This window comes from Streptomyces sp. NPDC048018 (assembly GCF_043202995.1).
GTDB lineage: Bacteria > Actinomycetota > Actinomycetes > Streptomycetales > Streptomycetaceae > Streptomyces.
The window spans coordinates 74,199-89,678 of record NZ_JBIDBK010000001.1; the positions used below are offsets into that span (position 1 = coordinate 74,199).

Annotated in this window: 11 protein-coding genes and 1 pseudogene; 6 read left to right on the forward strand and 6 right to left on the reverse strand. The window is 72.4% G+C overall.

All coding sequences use genetic code 11. From position 1 onward, the window contains the following. The first annotated feature begins 42 nt into the window (after positions 1-42). Positions 43-519: a hemerythrin domain-containing protein gene (locus ACGF1Z_RS00355; RefSeq protein WP_392998256.1), complete on the forward strand. Its 477-nt coding sequence runs from the start codon at positions 43-45 to the stop codon at positions 517-519. A gap of 316 nt (positions 520-835) precedes the next feature. Here the strand turns inward: ACGF1Z_RS00355 and ACGF1Z_RS00360 are convergent. From ACGF1Z_RS00360 to ACGF1Z_RS00385, 6 genes and pseudogenes are all read right to left on the reverse strand, one after another. Next, positions 836-1,477 (reverse strand): annotated as a pseudogene (locus ACGF1Z_RS00360) (lysoplasmalogenase family protein); the annotation flags it as partial. A 1-nt stretch (position 1,478) separates the two neighbouring features. Then, positions 1,479-2,297: a sterol desaturase family protein gene (locus tag ACGF1Z_RS00365; protein ID WP_392998258.1), complete on the reverse strand. Its 819-nt coding sequence runs from the start codon at positions 2,295-2,297 to the stop codon at positions 1,479-1,481. 16 nt (positions 2,298-2,313) lie between these two features. Next, the gene (locus ACGF1Z_RS00370; RefSeq protein WP_392998260.1) at positions 2,314-3,033 is read right to left on the reverse strand and encodes a FadR/GntR family transcriptional regulator; all 720 of its coding nucleotides are present in this window, start codon (positions 3,031-3,033) and stop codon (positions 2,314-2,316) included. Positions 3,034-3,172: 139 nt separating this feature from the next. Continuing rightward, positions 3,173-5,044: an N-acetylmuramoyl-L-alanine amidase gene (locus ACGF1Z_RS00375; protein WP_392998262.1), complete on the reverse strand. Its 1,872-nt coding sequence runs from the start codon at positions 5,042-5,044 to the stop codon at positions 3,173-3,175. A 317-nt stretch (positions 5,045-5,361) separates the two neighbouring features. After that, positions 5,362-5,715, reverse strand: coding sequence for a hypothetical protein (locus tag ACGF1Z_RS00380; RefSeq protein ID WP_392998264.1), 354 nt, complete (start codon positions 5,713-5,715; stop codon positions 5,362-5,364). A 330-nt stretch (positions 5,716-6,045) separates the two neighbouring features. Then, complete coding sequence (locus tag ACGF1Z_RS00385; protein ID WP_392998266.1) at positions 6,046-6,711, reverse strand: glyoxalase; 666 nt, start codon at positions 6,709-6,711, stop codon at positions 6,046-6,048. A 1,376-nt stretch (positions 6,712-8,087) separates the two neighbouring features. Between ACGF1Z_RS00385 and ACGF1Z_RS00390 the strand changes: the two genes are divergently transcribed. From ACGF1Z_RS00390 to ACGF1Z_RS00410, 5 genes are all read left to right on the forward strand, one after another. Beyond that, the gene (locus ACGF1Z_RS00390; RefSeq protein ID WP_392998268.1) at positions 8,088-9,596 is read left to right on the forward strand and encodes an aldehyde dehydrogenase family protein; all 1,509 of its coding nucleotides are present in this window, start codon (positions 8,088-8,090) and stop codon (positions 9,594-9,596) included. Next, a complete protein-coding gene (locus tag ACGF1Z_RS00395; protein WP_392998270.1) occupies positions 9,593-11,119 on the forward strand; it encodes a GMC family oxidoreductase in 1,527 nt (508 codons plus the stop codon). Before ACGF1Z_RS00390 ends, ACGF1Z_RS00395 begins: the two co-directional genes overlap by 4 nt. Beyond that, positions 11,116-12,234, forward strand: a complete 1,119-nt coding sequence (locus tag ACGF1Z_RS00400; RefSeq protein WP_392998272.1) for a glycine betaine/L-proline ABC transporter ATP-binding protein — start codon at positions 11,116-11,118, stop codon at positions 12,232-12,234. The genes ACGF1Z_RS00395 and ACGF1Z_RS00400 overlap by 4 nt, the downstream gene beginning before the upstream one ends. Before the next feature lie 244 nt (positions 12,235-12,478). Beyond that, a complete protein-coding gene (locus tag ACGF1Z_RS00405; protein WP_392998274.1) occupies positions 12,479-14,464 on the forward strand; it encodes an ABC transporter permease subunit in 1,986 nt (661 codons plus the stop codon). A 1-nt stretch (position 14,465) separates the two neighbouring features. Then, the gene (locus ACGF1Z_RS00410; protein WP_392998276.1) at positions 14,466-15,425 is read left to right on the forward strand and encodes an ABC transporter substrate-binding protein; all 960 of its coding nucleotides are present in this window, start codon (positions 14,466-14,468) and stop codon (positions 15,423-15,425) included. Positions 15,426-15,480: the final 55 nt, after the last annotated feature.

Here is a 15,480-nt window from a genome sequence, read left to right on the forward strand (position 1 = left end):
ACACCGCTCGCGTGCCGTTCCGGGTCGAGGAGGAGATCACTGTTGGATGCCATCGTGCTGTTGCGGGAAGACCACAGGACCGTGGAGAAGATCTTCAAGCGGTTCGAGAAGACCGAGGACGAGGAGATCGCCGAGCGGCGTCGGATCGCCGACGAGGTGATCGAGGAACTCACCGTCCACGCCTGGATCGAGGAGCAGTACTTCTACCCCGCCGCGCGCGAGGCCGCCCCGGACACCAAGGACCACGTCCTGGAGAGCATCGAGGAGCACCACGCGGTGGTGTGGATGCTGTCCGAGCTCAAAGGCATGGATCCGGCGGACGAGCGTTTCAAGGCCAAGATGACCGTGCTGATGGAGCAGGTGCGGCACCACGTCGAGGAGGAGGAGAAGGACTGGTTCCCCGACATCCGCAAGGCGATGGGCCGCAATCGCCTCCTCGAACTCGGCGAGCAGCTCGAGAAGGGCAAGCAGCAGGCTCCCCGCGACCCGTTGAAGGTCCCCAGCGCGGCGTCCGAGTGAGCCCACCCGCGAAGCGCCGACCCCGGCGGCTGCCGGTCCGGGGGCGACCCGGCGGGGACCCGGTCGGCGGCGGTTCTCGTCCGCGACCCGCCCGTCCCCCGGTGGGCCCTACCGCGCGCCGCCGCTGACGCCGGCCCCGCCCGTTCCCGTACCGCCCTCTCCCGCCCTCCTCGTTCCGGTACCGCCCGAGGGCGCGCCGTCCGCTCCCCCGCCGGCGGCGCCCGGACCCGGAACACCGTGCGCGGGGGCGGCAGCCCCGTCCGTCCCGGCCGCGTCCGACCGGGCCGCGGGCGTCGGCGAAGGCCGTGGTGAGCAGGACGAGGGCGGCCGCGTACGTCGTCATGACGAGGACCGAACGGCCGGTGAAGTCGAGGCCCGCGGCGCCGAGGCCGATCAGCAGGTCCGAGAGCACGAACACACCGCCGCCGAGCGCGGCGCGCGGGCCCATGACGTGTGCCGCCAGGGCCATGCCCAGCAGGGCCAGACCGTAGACGGCGATCGCGACGGCCTGCGCCGGGTCGAGGGCCGGCACCAGCGCCACGGCGGCTCCGGCCCACACGGCCGCGTACCCGAGGCCGAGCGTACGGCGGGCGCTCAGGTACGGCACGGCTCCCCGCTCGACGAACGCGGAGATCCAGCAGAGCTGTGCGCCGAGGAAGAACAGGATGCCGGTGCCGAAGGCGGCGGGTCCCGGGACCAGCAGTGCCACGTCCCCGGCCGTCGCGAGGCCGAGACCGGCAAGCACCCGTGCCCACCGGTCTCCGGTGCGGCGCCACAGGTGGAGGGCGAGCACCGGTGCGAGCAGGGGCTTGATGGCCCACTGCAGGGCCGGCCAGTCCCGCGCGACGGCGGTGATCTCCGCGACGGCCAGCAGTGCGAAGACCACGAGGAGCGGGGACGCGGGGCGGACGGCGCCCTCGGTGGAGCGAGGGCCGGTGGAACGGTCGGACGTCGCCATGTCAGGCCCCCGTCCTCGGGGCCCAGCCGGGCGGACCGAAGAGATGCCCGGCCCGGTCCCGCCAGCGCCCGGCCGTCCGTACGTCGCGCCAGGCGGCCCGGTACTCGTGGACGGCGACCATCAGCGGGTTGTAGGTGTCGATGTTCTTGGTCAGCCCGTAGACGACACGCTCCCCCTCGGGCTCGAAGGTGCCGAAGAGCCGGTCCCAGACGATGAGGATGCCGCCGTAGTTGCGGTCCAGGTAGACGTCGTTCGAGCCGTGGTGGACCCGGTGGTGGGACGGCGTGTTGAACACCGCCTCGACCGGGCGCCACAGGGTGCCGACCCGCTCGGTGTGCAGGAAGAACTGGTAGACGAGGCTCACGGACTGCTGCAGGAGGATCATCCACGGCGGGATGCCGAGCAGCGCGAGCGGCAGCCAGAACGGCAGGGACGTCATCGGCGTCCAGCTCTGCCGCAGCGCGGTGGAGAGGTTGTAGCGGACGCTGGAGTGGTGCACGGAATGACTGGCCCACAACACGCGCACCCGGTGGTGGGCCCGGTGGAAGGCGTAGTACGCGAGATCGTCGGCGAAGAACAGCAGCGCCCAGGTCCACACCGAGGACGGCGAGAGCTCCCAGGGGGACAGCGCGTAGAGCGCCGCGTACGCGAAGACCGCGCACACCTTCCAGGGCAGGCCGACGACCTGGCTTCCGGCTCCCATCGACATGCTCGTGACCGTGTCGCGGAGCTCGTACCCGCGTTCGTCGTCGTCCGGGAGGAAACGGTAGGACAGTGCCTCCACCGCCACCAACAGCACGAAGGCAGGGATCGCGTACATCACGGCGGGTATCACGTCAGCGCACCGCCTCTCCGGTGACGGGAACGCTGCGGGCGAGCAGTTCGCCCGCCAGACGTTCGGCCTGCCCGGCCTCCCCGGCGGCGATGTGCGCGGCGAGCCGCAGGTGGGCGTCGACGTCGAGGAGCTCGGCGGTCCGCAGGTTCACGGGCACGTCCGCGATCGGCAGTGAGCCGTTGACCAGGCTGTTGAACGCGAGGAGGTAGGCCAGGTTCCCGGAGCCCTCGACGATCAGTCGCCACCAGGCGATGTCGGCCGCGCCCAGCGCCCCGAGGTCGGGACCCTCCTGGGCGTAGCGGCCGGCGGCGTCGACGATGCGGGCGGCGGCCTCCGGGGAGCACCGCAGCGCGCACAGCCGGGCCGCGTCGGCGCCGATGCAGGCCCGCATCTCCAGTGCGTCGCGGGCGAGTCCGTCGAGGCTGTGGTCGTCGTCGGCCCGCGCGATCCCGACGGCGAGGTCGAGGCCGGCCGTACGGCGCCAGTCGAGGACGACGGTCCGCCCACCGTGGCTGACGTCGACGAGCCTGGCCTGCTGGAGGCGCTTCACCGCCTCGCGGACGGCGTGGCGGTTCACACCGAACTCGGCGGCGAGCTCACGCTCCGCCGTGAGCGCCTCGCCGGCGGGGAGGGCGCCGGCGAGGATCCGGTCCCGGAGCAGCGCGTAGAGCTGATCGGAGACGGCCTCGCGCCGGATGGGTTCCTGGCGTTCCTGGGTCATGGCGATCAGAGTGGACGTACGACGGGCACTGGTCAACTGGTTGGACCAGTCGAATTCGCGGCGTTGGGCGGCGGTGTCCCGGGGGCGTTGGGACGCCGCGGGCGGCGCCCTGTCGACTCCTCCAGGGCGCCGGGTGGCCCTATCGGCTGGTCTCCGTGGTGTTGACGGTGGCCAGGCGGCGGTTGTACTGGATCACGTCGTACTTCTCGTCACCGGAGACCACCACCTCCGGGCGGGTGGGCGTGGCGGGGAAGAAGTCGTCGGCGTCCACCGGTGTCCGAGCGGCCACGTACGCCTGTCCCTGGGGGAACGGGTACATGGTGAACCGCGTCTGTTCCGATGCCGGCACCCCTTGGGGGTACTCGTCGGCACGGGGGTAGGCCGTCGTGTAGACGGAGACCGACTTCGTCCCGCTCGCGGGCCGGATGATCCGCGCGTTCGGGGCGAGGCGGGTGTTCACGCCCGCCGGGTTGTGGATCCATCCTTTGTGGCCGCCGAACCAGATGGCCGTCCAGTCCCCCCGTACGTCCGCGACCACGAACTCCTGCCCCCACACCGCGGTGGCTCCCCAGTCGTCGATGCGGTCGGTGCTCGCCGCCCCGTCCGGACGGAGGGCGAGGTCGGAGACGAGCGGGGCGTCCTCACGGGGTTCCGTGCGGACGTAGAGGAAGTTGGCGGGCTGCGTCCGGGTCCGGCACGTCGGGGCACACACCGTCACCTTCTGCGCGTTCTTGCCGTAGGCCGGGGCGATCATGACCGCCTGTCCGATCCCGATGCTGCCGCTCGCCGCTCCCTCCCCGGCCTCGGTCTCCCGGCGCTGCCCGGCGCCGGGAGACCGGCGCTGCTCGGCGCCGAGGAGTGCCATGAACTTCTCCCAGTCCCAGTACGGGCCGGGGTCCCAGTGGGCGTCCGGCGCGCGGGACGGCTTCGGCGGAAGAATGTTGTCGTGCCCGATGATGTGCTTGCGGTCCAGCGGGACGTCGAAGCGGCGCGCCAGGTAGACCACCAGCGCGGCGGTCGCCTTGTACTGGGCCGGGGTGAACCAGGTGGGCCCCTGGGCGGCGTATCCCTCCAGTTCGATTCCGACGCCGTGCAGGTTGACCCAGTAGTTGCCGGCGTGGAAGGCGATGTCCTTGGTGGCGACCATCTGCGTCGCCTCGCTGCCGTCGGCCTTCATCACGTAATGGGCGGAGACCCCGGCGGCGGGGTCCTGGAACCAGCTGACTCCCCCGTCGTAGGTCCCTTCCAGGTCATGGATGACGATGAAGTCGACGCCCATGCCGTTCGCGTTCCGTGAGGACACCTGGTAGTTCGAGGCGGCGGCGGGCGCGAACCGGCAGTTCAGCTCGCTGGGGCACTCGGGCACCGACGCCGCGGCCGACGCCCGCAGGCTGAGGGACGCGAGCTGTGTCGTCGCCGGACGCACGGACGGTCTCTTCGGCAAGGACACCCTCTGGCCGTCCTCGCGCACCCGCTGCCTGCCGGTGCGCATCGCCGTGAACACGCCATCGGCGAACCGTCCGGCCGTGGCGGTGTCGGCGGCCTGGCTGTAGCGCGCCACGGCCCCGTACCAGCGCCCCGGGTCGAGCGGCAACTCACGGGTGAGCTGCCGTTGGTACGAGGCGAGCAGAGCAGCGCCGCCCCGGAGGTTCTGCCGTTCGTCCTGTTCGAGGGTCCGCGGGCCGACGCCGATCAGCGCGGCGGCGGCCTGCAGGGTGTGCTCGGACGGGTCGTCGGTGCCCGTCGCGTCCACCGGCCCCTCGCCCGGGCGGTGGGCGTACGTCGCCCCGGACGTGGTGTCCGTCAGGTGCATCGGACCGTAGCCGCCCTTGGTGCTCGGGCGTCCGTGATGGCCCTCCCACCACGAGGACTCGTAACTGACGCCGAGAAGAACGTCCTTCGGCACACCGAACTCCGCTGCCGCCTCTTCGACCGCCCGCTCGAAGCCGCCGGGTGGCACGTCGGAGGGCCGGGCGTTCCCCGCGGCGGCGCATCCCCAGATGAGGGCCACGGCCACACCCGCAGCGCCGAGACCCCGGCGTCCCCTGTGTCTTCTGGTCACACCACGTCCATTTCGCTCTGGCGGTCGGAGTTGTCGTCGAGGCCGGTCCTGCGGCCGCCACAATCCTTCGGACGGAGCCTCCCGGTCCGACCGACACGCCCAACACCAGCGGGCCCGTCACCGCACCGGAGCAGTGGTCCCGCCGTGCACACGCCCCGGGGCGCGGCGCAACCACCGCGGCGCAATCGACGATCGGCACGGTGTCCCCCACGGACTTCGCGGGGCGGCGCGACCGGGGCGGACCCCGCCCCGGTCGCGCCCCTACCTCAGCGAAACTCGTGGACCACCTGGATGTCGCCGACGATGTGGGCGTTGAAGTCGTCCAGCTCGTCGGCCGGAACCCAGAGCTCCAGGATGGTCCGCCCGCCGGCCTGCTGGACGGGGTAACGGCGCAGGAACTCCGTCTCGACGTCGAAGCGCGTGACGAAGCCGGCGCCGCTGTGCTTCACGTTCCAGTCCCGCGCGATCCTCACCGCGTACTCCTCGTTGAGGACGGGATAGAAGATCGGCTGCTCGGGCAAGCGGGGCGGCCAGGCACGCCAGTTCAGTTTGCGGACGAGCTCCAGCTCCTTCGGGCCGGTGGGGCGCCACAGGGTCGTCGTCGCCTGTCGGCTGGTCATCTGCTTCGCTCTCTGCACGTGAGCCGCTGGTGCCGCGGCTCGGGTGACCGGACGATACCGGCGCCCAGCACGCGGCAGCTACGCGGTTTTCGCCGCCCGGCCGGTCCCGTGACCTGCGTCTTCACAGAACAGTGCGGGGGCACGGGGGTGTTGCACCCGTCGGTGCGGGGAGAGCCCGGGGCGAGCTCGCCGGCCGACGGGCAGATGGCCGGCGCGAGGACGGCCGTGAGCAGCAGGGGCGGCGATGCCGGAGCCGGCCCCTCCCCCTCTCGGCGTACCCCGGACCATCGGTGGGTGTTGGCCGGTCGTTCGGTACGGCGGGGCCGGGTGTCAGGAGGGCGTGGGGGCGGGCGGCGCGGCGGCCTCCCAGGGGAAGCCGTCCAGGTCGGTGAAGGCGTCGGCGGTGCCGCCGAGGACGACGCGGTGGGAGCCGGAGCCGTCGGCGGGGACGCCGAGGTCCTTCGCCAGGGCACGGCGCTTGTACAGCGCCAGCGTGACGGGGCTGGACTGGCCGCCGGGGGCGAACTCGGCGTACTTGCCGCCGAAGCTCTTGGCCACGGTCAGGCCCCGTTCGGCGTAGAACTGCTTGGTGGCCTTCACGTCCTCGACGCCGAGCAGCAGGACGACCTGGTCGATCTCGCGGGTGCCGGGGCCGGTGTCCTTCTTCGCCGAGGTGGCGATCTTCCAGATCGTCCCGTCCGGGGCCCGGACGACGCCGCTGTAGCCCCACAGGGACTTCGCGGCGGGCTTCAGGACCGTGGCGCCGGCGTCCACGGCGGCGCCGAAGAAGACGTCGACGGTGGCCGGCCCGGACACGGTGAGCCCCAGGGTGAAGCCGCGGAAGCCCGAGGAGTGCGCCGCGGACTCCTCCCGCAGGCGTACGTACCGGTCCACGCCGAAAGCGCTGTAGAAGCGGTGTGCGGCCTCCACGTCGGCCACTTCGAGGGTGACGGACGCGAGGGACGTGGTGACTGCGGGGGAAGTGGTGGTTGCCATGACCCTCACGCTAGGCGGTGCGCGGCGGTCGGGGCTTCTCGAATCCTGACCGGTGTCGAGACGCCTCCGCCGGCGCTTACGGTCCCCGGGGACCGGAGTGACCGCCTCGGTACCGCGTCTGCGTACACGGGGCCGGTTCCTGCGAGCGTGCCGAGAGATACGAGGAGCGCTCCGTCCGCCAGGAGGCGGCCGCCATGGCCACAGCCCTCGGCGAGCGGCTGTGACCCCGGGCGCATCACTCCAGGCGACAACGGTATGCATGGGGGCCGGATGAGAGGGCAGACGGGCGGCGAGCGGTTGGGGCCGCTCAACGGGCCCGCGGCCACCCCCTCCGCAGGGCCCGACAGGGTGGAGACCGGCCCGCACCGGTTACGGGTGCGGGCCGGTCACCCGCGTCGCGCACCACCGGGCCGGCCGAGACGACGGCCTGGAGCGGACGCGGGCAGTGGTGCGTGCGCCGACCCGTAGGCGCTGAAACGGAACGTGGATCGCCTGCCCTGCGGACCGCTCCCTGCTCGCTGACGGCTCCACCCTCGGCGTCCCGTCCCGCGTCGTTTCGCCTCCCCACACCATCCGCGCCGCCAAGACCCGTCTCGAAGCCGACGCCCGCACGTCGGACGAGCATCCCCGCCGGACGGCGGGGAGGGCGTTTCGCCTCGGTCGGGTCGGGGCGCGTCTGTTTCAGCTGACCGCCTGCTTCACCAGTGCGGCGATCCGCGCCTCCACCTCGGCCGTCATCTCGCTCAGGGCGAAGGCGGCCGCCCACATCGGGCCGTCGTCCAGCTTCGCCCGGTCGCTGAATCCGAGCGTCGCGTAGCGCGCCTTGAACTTCTCCGCGCTCTGGAAGAAGAGACGATCGTGCCGTCCAGCGCGGGCCGCGGCTCCTGGCCACCGCGGCGGCGTTCGACGCCGCCGGCTGCCGCTACCAGGGGGCCCGCACCCTGCTCCTCGCCGGAGGCCCGCACAGCACGGCCGGCGCGGCCGCCCTGGCCGACCTCGGGCTCACGCCCATGAGCGTCGAGCCGCCACACGGCCCGCGTCGCTGAACAGCGCCTCGTCACACAACGCCCCTGCGGGCCAGGAGCGCTCTCAGGGACGGGCGTGCCCCCGGTTCGCGGTGCCCCGTCCGGACCGCAACCTCGCGCACACGTCTTCCGGAACCGGATGCTCCGTGGCGCCGAATCGCCGGGGGTGGGCGTGGACGGCGGGGTGTCCTGGGGAGAGCCGGCCACCGATTGCCCGAATTGCCCACATATAAAAGTGAAGCAGGTCACTCTCCGTGAATCGATGCGCATAGATCCCAGGGCCGAGGGCAGGCGGCTGAATCGCCGGGCAACCGGCAGGGGGATTCTGAGAAACGGAAGGCCAGACGCGACGTGACGGCAGTACGACAGACCATCCATGTGGGCGGAGAGTGGCGCTCAGCCCTGTCCGGCGCCACGCGCGACATCATCGACCCCGCCGACGAGACCGTCTTCGCGGTCGTCGCCGAGGGCGGTGTCCAGGACACGGACGACGCCGTGGCCGCGGCCCGGGCCGCCTTCGACGCCGGCTCCTGGCCTCGTACCCCGGTCGCCGAGCGCGCCGCGCTGCTGCGGCGCGTCGCCGCCCTGCTGGAGCGCGACCGCGAGCGGATCGGCGCCCTGGAGAGCCAGGACGCCGGCAAGACCCTGGAGGAGGGACGCGTCGACGTCGACTGCGTCCGCGACGCCTTCCTCTACTTCGCCGACCTCGTGGCGAACGAGGACGGCGGGCGGACCGTCGATGCCGGGTCGGACCAGATCCACAGTGTCGTCGTGAACGAGCCGGTCGGAGTCTGCGCGCTGATCACGCCCTGGAACTACCCGCTGCTCCAGGCCAGCTGGAAGATCGCGCCCGCCCTCGCCGCCGGGAACACGTTCGTCATCAAGCCGAGTGAGATCACCCCGCTCAGCACCGTCGTCCTGATCGAACTGCTCCTGGAGGCAGGACTGCCCCTCGGCGCGGCCAACATCGTCACCGGCCCCGGCGACACCGTCGGCGCCCGGCTGGCCGAGCACCCCGACGTCGACCTCGTCTCGTTCACCGGCGGCCTCGTCAGCGGTACGAAGGTGGCCAGGGCGGCCGCCGACAGCGTGAAGAAGGTCGCCCTCGAACTCGGCGGGAAGAACCCCAACGTCGTCTTCGCCGACGCCTGTGCGACGCCCGAGGGCTTCGACACCGCCGTCGACCAGGCGCTCAACGCCGCCTTCATCCACAGCGGCCAGGTGTGCTCCGCCGGTTCCCGCCTCATCATCGAGGAGTCGCTGCGCGAGCGCTTCGTCGACGAACTCGCCCGCCGGGCCGGGCACATCCGGCTGGGACGCGGCACCGACCAGGGCGTCGAGTGCGGTCCGCTGGTCTCCGCAGCCCAGCTGGCGAGGACCGAGGAGTACGTCGCCTCCGCCCTCGGCGAGGGTGCGGTGCTGCGGGCGGGCGGTGAACGGCCCGCCGGGCGCGGCTACTTCTTCCGGCCCACGGTCCTGGACCGGTGCCACCGCCGCATGCGGGTCGTCCGCGAGGAGGTCTTCGGCCCCGTGCTCACCGTGGAGACCTTCCGTACGGAGGAGGAGGCCGTCGCCCTCGCCAACGACACCGAGTTCGGCCTCGCCGGCGCGGTGTGGACGGCCGACGAGGACCGGGCCCGGCGGGTCGCCGGCCTGCTGCGCCACGGCACCGTCTGGATCAACGACTTCCACCCGTACCTGCCGCAGGCCGAATGGGGCGGCTTCGGGAAGTCCGGCATCGGACGCGAACTGGGCCCCAGCGGTCTCGCCGAGTACCGCGAGACCAAGCACATCTACCGGAACCTCGCTCCGCGCCCCGTGCGCTGGTTCGCGGGCGAGACGCAGAAGGACCAGGCATGAACGACCAGCATGTGTACGACTACGTCGTCGTCGGCGGCGGAACAGCCGGTTCGGTGATCGCCTCCCGGCTGACGGAGGACCCGGACGTCACCGTCGCCGTCATCGAGGGCGGTCCCAGCGACGTGGGCCGCGACGACGTGCTCACCCTGCGCCGCTGGATGGGCCTGCTCGGTGGCGAGCTGGACTACGACTACCCCACCACCGAGCAGCCCAGGGGCAATTCGCACATCCGCCACAGCCGCGCCCGCGTGCTCGGCGGCTGCTCCTCGCACAACACCCTCATCGCCTTCAAGCCGCTCCCGTCCGACTGGGACGAATGGGCCGAGGCCGGCGCCGAGGGCTGGGACTCCGCCGCCATGGACCCCTACTTCGCCCGGCTGCGCAACAACATCGTCCCGGTCCACGAGGCCGACCGGAACGCGATCGCCCGGGACTTCGTCGACGCGGCGCAGAGCGCTCTCGGCGTGCCCCGTGTCGAGGGCTTCAACAAGCAGGCCTTCCACGAGGGCGTCGGCTTCTTCGACCTCGCGTACCACCCCGAGGACAACAAGCGCTCGTCCGCCTCCGTCGCCTATCTGCACCCGTTCCTCGACCGGCCCAACCTGCACATCGCCCTGGAGACCTGGGCGTTCCGGCTGGAGCTGGAGGGCACCCGGGCGACCGGCATGCACGTCCGTGCCAAGGACGGAGCGGAGCACGTGGTGCGGGCCCGGCGCGAGGTCCTCGTGTGCGCGGGCGCGGTCGACACCCCGCGGCTGCTGCTGCACTCCGGCATCGGGCCGCGCGCCGACCTGGAGAAGCTCGGCATACCGGTCGTGCACGACCTGCCGGGTGTCGGGGAGAACCTGCTCGACCACCCCGAGTCGGTCATCGTCTGGGAGACCCACGGCCCGATCCCGGAGAACTCCGCCATGGACTCCGACGCCGGACTGTTCGTCCGCCGGGACCCGGAGGCCGAGGGGCCGGACCTGATGTTCCACTTCTACCAGATCCCCTTCACCGACAATCCCGAGCGCCTGGGGTACGAACGGCCCGAGCACGGCGTGTCGATGACCCCGAACATCCCCAAGCCGCGCAGCCGTGGCCGGCTCTACCTGACGAGCGCCGACCCCGAGGACAAGCCCGCCCTCGACTTCCGGTACTTCACCGACGAGGACGACTACGACGGCCGCACCCTCGTCGACGGCATCCGCATCGCCCGGCAGATCGCGGCGAGCGAACCCCTGGCCGGATGGCTGAAGCGCGAGGTGTGCCCGGGGCCCGAGGTCACGTCCGACGAGGAACTGAGCGCCTACGCCCGCCATGTCGCCCACACCGTCTACCACCCTGCCGGCACCTGCCGGATGGGGGCCGCCGACGACGAACTCGCGGTCGTCGCACCCGACCTGAGGATCCGGGGCCTCGAGGGCATCCGGATCGCCGATGCGTCCGTCTTCCCGACCATGACCGCCGTGAATCCCATGATCGGCGTCCTCATGGTCGGCGAGAAATGCGCCGACCTGCTGGGAGGCACCACCCGATGAGCACGCCGCACGCCACACCCCCGTCCCCCACGTCCGCCTCCGCCACCGCGGTGGCCTCGGCTCCGGCCGCCGAACGGCCCGTCTTCGCCGTCCGCGACCTCTGGAAGGTCTTCGGCCCGAAGGCCGAGCGCGTACCCGCCGACGAGGAGTTCGCGGAGCTCGACGCCGCCGAGCTGCGCGAGCGGACCGGCTGCACCGCCGCCGTCCGCGACGTGTCCTTCGACGTCCACAGGGGCGAGGTCTTCGTCGTCATGGGCCTGTCGGGCTCCGGCAAGTCGACGCTCGTCCGCTGCCTGACCCGGCTCATCGAGCCCACCTCGGGCACGATCTCCATCGACGGCGAGGACGTGCTGTCCATGGACTCCGGCCGGCTCCGCGAACTGCGCCGGCACCGGGCGGCGATGGTCTTCCAGCACTTCGGGCTGCTCCCGCACCGGACGGTGCTCGACAACGTCGCGTACGGCCTCGAGATCCAGGGCGTGGGGCGGAACGAACGGCGCGAGCGGGCGGCGGAGTTCGTCGTGAAGGTCGGCCTGGAGGGCATGGAGCACCGCAGGCCGGGACAGCTGTCCGGCGGCCAGCAGCAGCGGGTCGGACTGGCCCGCGCACTCGCGGTGGATCCCGAAGTGCTGCTGTTCGACGAGCCGTTCAGCGCTCTGGACCCCCTCATCCGGCGGGACATGCAGGAGGAGGTCGTCCGGCTGCACCGTGAGGAGGGCCGCACCATGGTCTTCATCACCCACGACCTGGCCGAGGCGTTGAAGCTCGGCGACCGCATCGCGCTGATGCGCGACGGCCGGATCGTGCAGCTCGGCACGCCGGAGGAGATCGTGGGCTCGCCCGCCGACGACTACGTCAGGGACTTCGTCCGCGACGTGCCGCGCGAGCAGGTGCTGACGGTCCGCTCCGCGATGCGCCCCGCCCTCGCCGACGAACACGCGACCGGGCCGGCCCTCGCCCCCGGCGCCACCGTCCACGAGGCCATCGAGGCCGTCGCCCGCACCGGCGAGACCGTGCGGGTGGTCGAGAACGGCCGGTGCCTCGGCGTGATCGACCACAAGGGGCTCCTCGGAGTCGTCGCCGGACAGCCGGCCGCGGGAAAGGCGGTGGCCTGATGTACTCCCATACGACCTGGCCGCCGCCGTGCGGCACGACCGGTGCGGGTGACCGGGAAGAACGCCGCACCGCCCGCCCCGGCGCGGTCCGCGCAGTCCTGCGGCCCTCCGGTGGCGCCGGCCGTACCGCCGTCACTCCGGCCGACTCCCGCCCGGATGCGGGCTCCCGCTCGGACGGCAGCTTCCGCTCCGATGCCGGTGTCCGGCCGCCGGGCCTGACCCGCGCCGCGGGGCGGTGGGCCCGATGACCGTGACCGTCACCCCCGCGCCTCGCGGCCGCACCTCCACCGACACCGGGAGTGCCAACACCGCGACCGGCGCTCTGCGGGCGCTCGCGGCGCGCCGAGGCCTGCTGATCGGCGCCGGCACGGTGCTCGCACTCGTCCTCGGCCTCGTGCTCCTCGGGGGCGGCAGCTGGCCGGCGTCGCTCGCCGTCGACGTGTCCGGGCCGCTGGAACGCAGCAGCGACTGGATCGTCGACAACCGCGACAGCCACCCGCTCTTCCTCTACTTCCTCGGCCACATCAGCAACATCGTGGTCGTCTCCGTCCGCGCGGTGTACCTGCTGCTGCTCGCCGCCGGTTGGGCCGGCGTCACCGCCGGCGTGGGTCTCCTGGCCTGGCGTGTCGCGGGTGTCCGCCTCGCGCTGGCCTCCGTCGCCGCCTTCGCCGCGTGCGGTCTGCTCGGCATGTGGGTGCCCACGATGCAGACGCTGGCCCTGATGGTGGTCGCCGTCGCCGCGTCGGTGCTGCTCGGTGGTCTGCTCGGGCTCGCCGCCGGCCTGTCGGACCGTATGCTCCGGGTCCTGCGTCCGGTCCTCGACACCATGCAGGTGCTGCCGGCCTTCGCGTATCTGCTGCCCGTCGTCCTGGTCTTCGGCATCGGCGTGCCCGCGGCCGTCCTCGCGACCGTCGTCTACGCCGCCCCGCCCATGGCGCGCCTCACCGCGATGGGGCTGCGCGCCGCGGACCCCGGCGTCATGGAGGCGGCCGCTTCCCTCGGCGCCACCGGCAGGCAGCGGCTGCTGACCGCCCGGCTGCCGCTGGCTCGTAAGGAACTCCTGCTCGGCGTCAACCAGGCGATCATGATGGCGCTCGGGATGGCCGTGATCGCTTCCGTCATCGGTGCGGGCGGCCTCGGTGACCGCGTCTACCAGGCCCTGGCCTCCGTCGACGTGGGTGCCGCGCTCGCCGCCGGTATGCCGGTCGTGCTGCTCGCCGTCGTCCTGGACCGCGTCACGGCCGCGGCGGGACAGCGGATCGGCGCGGCCCCGGCCCGCCGGCCCTGGCTCGGCCGCGGCATCGCCCTGGCGGTGACCGCCGTCACCGTCGCCGCGGGCCACGTGGCCGGCCGGCTCGCCTGGCCCGACGGGTGGACGGTGGACGTCGCCGGTCCCGTCAACACGGCCGTGGACTGGATGACCGCCCACCTCTACTCCGGCGTGCCTGTCGTGGGGGGTACCGCCGACTGGGCCGCACGGTTCACCACCTGGGTCCTCAACCCGCTGCGCGACGGACTGCAGTGGCTGCCCTGGTGGGCGGTCCTGCTGGGCGTCGGCGCGCTCGCCCTGCTCATCGGCACCTGGCGGACCGCCGCGACCGCCGTCCTCGCGATGGCCGCGATCGGCGTGCTCGGGGTCTGGGGCCCGGCGCTCGACACGCTGTCCCAGGTCCTCGCGGCCGTCTCCGTGACGCTGCTGCTCGGTGTGGCCCTCGGCGTCGCCGCGGCCCGCAGCGACCGGCTCGGCCGCGCGCTGCGTCCGGTGCTCGACGTCTTCCAGACGCTGCCGCAGTTCGTCTACCTGATCCCCGTGGTGGCCCTGTTCGGTGTGGGTCGCGCCCCGGCGGTCGCGGCCGCGGTGGTCTACGCGCTGCCCGCGGTGGTGCGGATCACCGCCCAGGGGGTCCGCGCGGTGGACCCGGCCGCTCTGGAGTCCTCGCGCTCGCTGGGCGCGACGGGACGTCAGCAGCTCTTCCAGGTCCAGCTTCCGCTGGCCCGGCCCGCGCTGCTGCTCGCCGTGAACCAGGGCGTGGTGCTGGTCCTCGCCGTCGTCGTCATCGGCGGCCTCGTGGGCGGCGGCGCACTCGGCTACGACGCGGTCTTCGGCCTCGCCCGGGGCGACCTGGCGACCGGTCTGGTCGCGGGCGCCGCGATGGTCTGCCTCGGCCTGACGCTCGACCGGGTGACCCAGCCCACGGAACGCCGCGACCTCACCGGAAAGGGGGCCTGAGATGGCTCGCACACGTCTCGCCGCACTCGCGGCCGCGGTCGCCCTGACGGCTCTCACCGGCTGCGGCGCCGCCGACATGACCCGCCAGGCCTCCCCGTACGCGGACGCCGAGGGCTCGCGCACGGTGACGCTGTCCGTGCAGTCGTGGGTGGGAGCACAGGCCAACGTGGCAGTGGCCCAGTACCTCCTGGAGCACGAGCTCGGGTATCGCGTGGACACCGTCCAGATCGACGAGGTGCCCGCCTGGGACGCGCTCAGCCAGGGCCGGGTGGACGCCATCCTGGAGGACTGGGGGCACCCCGACCAGGAGAAGCGGTACATCGACGACAAGCGGACGATCGCGCGCGGTGGCGATCTCGGGGTGACCGGCCACATCGGTTGGTTCGTGCCCACGTACTTCGCCGAGCAGCACCCGGACGTCACCGACTGGAAGAACCTGAACAAGTACGCCGACGCGCTCCGCACCGCGGAGAGCGGCGGCAAGGGCCAGCTGATGGACGGCTCCCCCTCCTACGTCACCAACGACAAGGCGCTCGTGAACAACCTCGGCCTCGACTACCAGGTCGTGTTCGCGGGCTCGGAGGCGGCGCAGATCACGCAGATCAAGCAGTTCGCCAAGGAGAAGAAGCCGTTCCTGACCTACTGGTACAAGCCCCAGTGGCTGTTCGAGAAGGTGCCGATGACGGAGGTGAAGCTGCCCGCCTACAAGGAGGGGTGCGACGCCGAGCCGGACAAAGTGGCCTGCGCGTATCCGCACACGCCGCTGCAGAAGTTCCTCAACGCCCGCTTCGCCGAGGGGGGTGGTGACGCCGCCGCCTTCCTGAAGAGGTTCCGGTGGACGACCGACATGCAGAACGACGTCTCCCTGATGATCGCGGAACAGAAGCTGTCGCCGCAGGAGGCCGCGGGCCGATGGGTGCGGGAGAACGAGTCCACCTGGCGGGCGTGGCTGCCGAAGTGACGCGACCGCGGCGCCCGTTCGAGGGGGCCGGGTCCGCCCGGCCCCGGGCGGGCCG

Excerpts from the sequence above, each read along its gene's own strand:
- ACGF1Z_RS00380 (WP_392998264.1), bottom strand. The coding sequence starts at position 5,715 with ATGACCAGCCGACAGGCGACGACGACCCTGTGGCGCCCCACCGGCCCG.
- ACGF1Z_RS00410 (WP_392998276.1), top strand. The coding sequence starts at position 14,466 with ATGGCTCGCACACGTCTCGCCGCACTCGCGGCCGCGGTCGCCCTGACG.
- ACGF1Z_RS00400 (WP_392998272.1), top strand. The coding sequence starts at position 11,116 with ATGAGCACGCCGCACGCCACACCCCCGTCCCCCACGTCCGCCTCCGCC.
- ACGF1Z_RS00385 (WP_392998266.1), bottom strand. The coding sequence starts at position 6,711 with ATGGCAACCACCACTTCCCCCGCAGTCACCACGTCCCTCGCGTCCGTC.
- ACGF1Z_RS00365 (WP_392998258.1), bottom strand. The coding sequence starts at position 2,297 with ATGTACGCGATCCCTGCCTTCGTGCTGTTGGTGGCGGTGGAGGCACTG.
- ACGF1Z_RS00395 (WP_392998270.1), top strand. The coding sequence starts at position 9,593 with ATGAACGACCAGCATGTGTACGACTACGTCGTCGTCGGCGGCGGAACA.
- ACGF1Z_RS00405 (WP_392998274.1), top strand. The coding sequence starts at position 12,479 with ATGACCGTGACCGTCACCCCCGCGCCTCGCGGCCGCACCTCCACCGAC.
- ACGF1Z_RS00370 (WP_392998260.1), bottom strand. The coding sequence starts at position 3,033 with ATGACCCAGGAACGCCAGGAACCCATCCGGCGCGAGGCCGTCTCCGAT.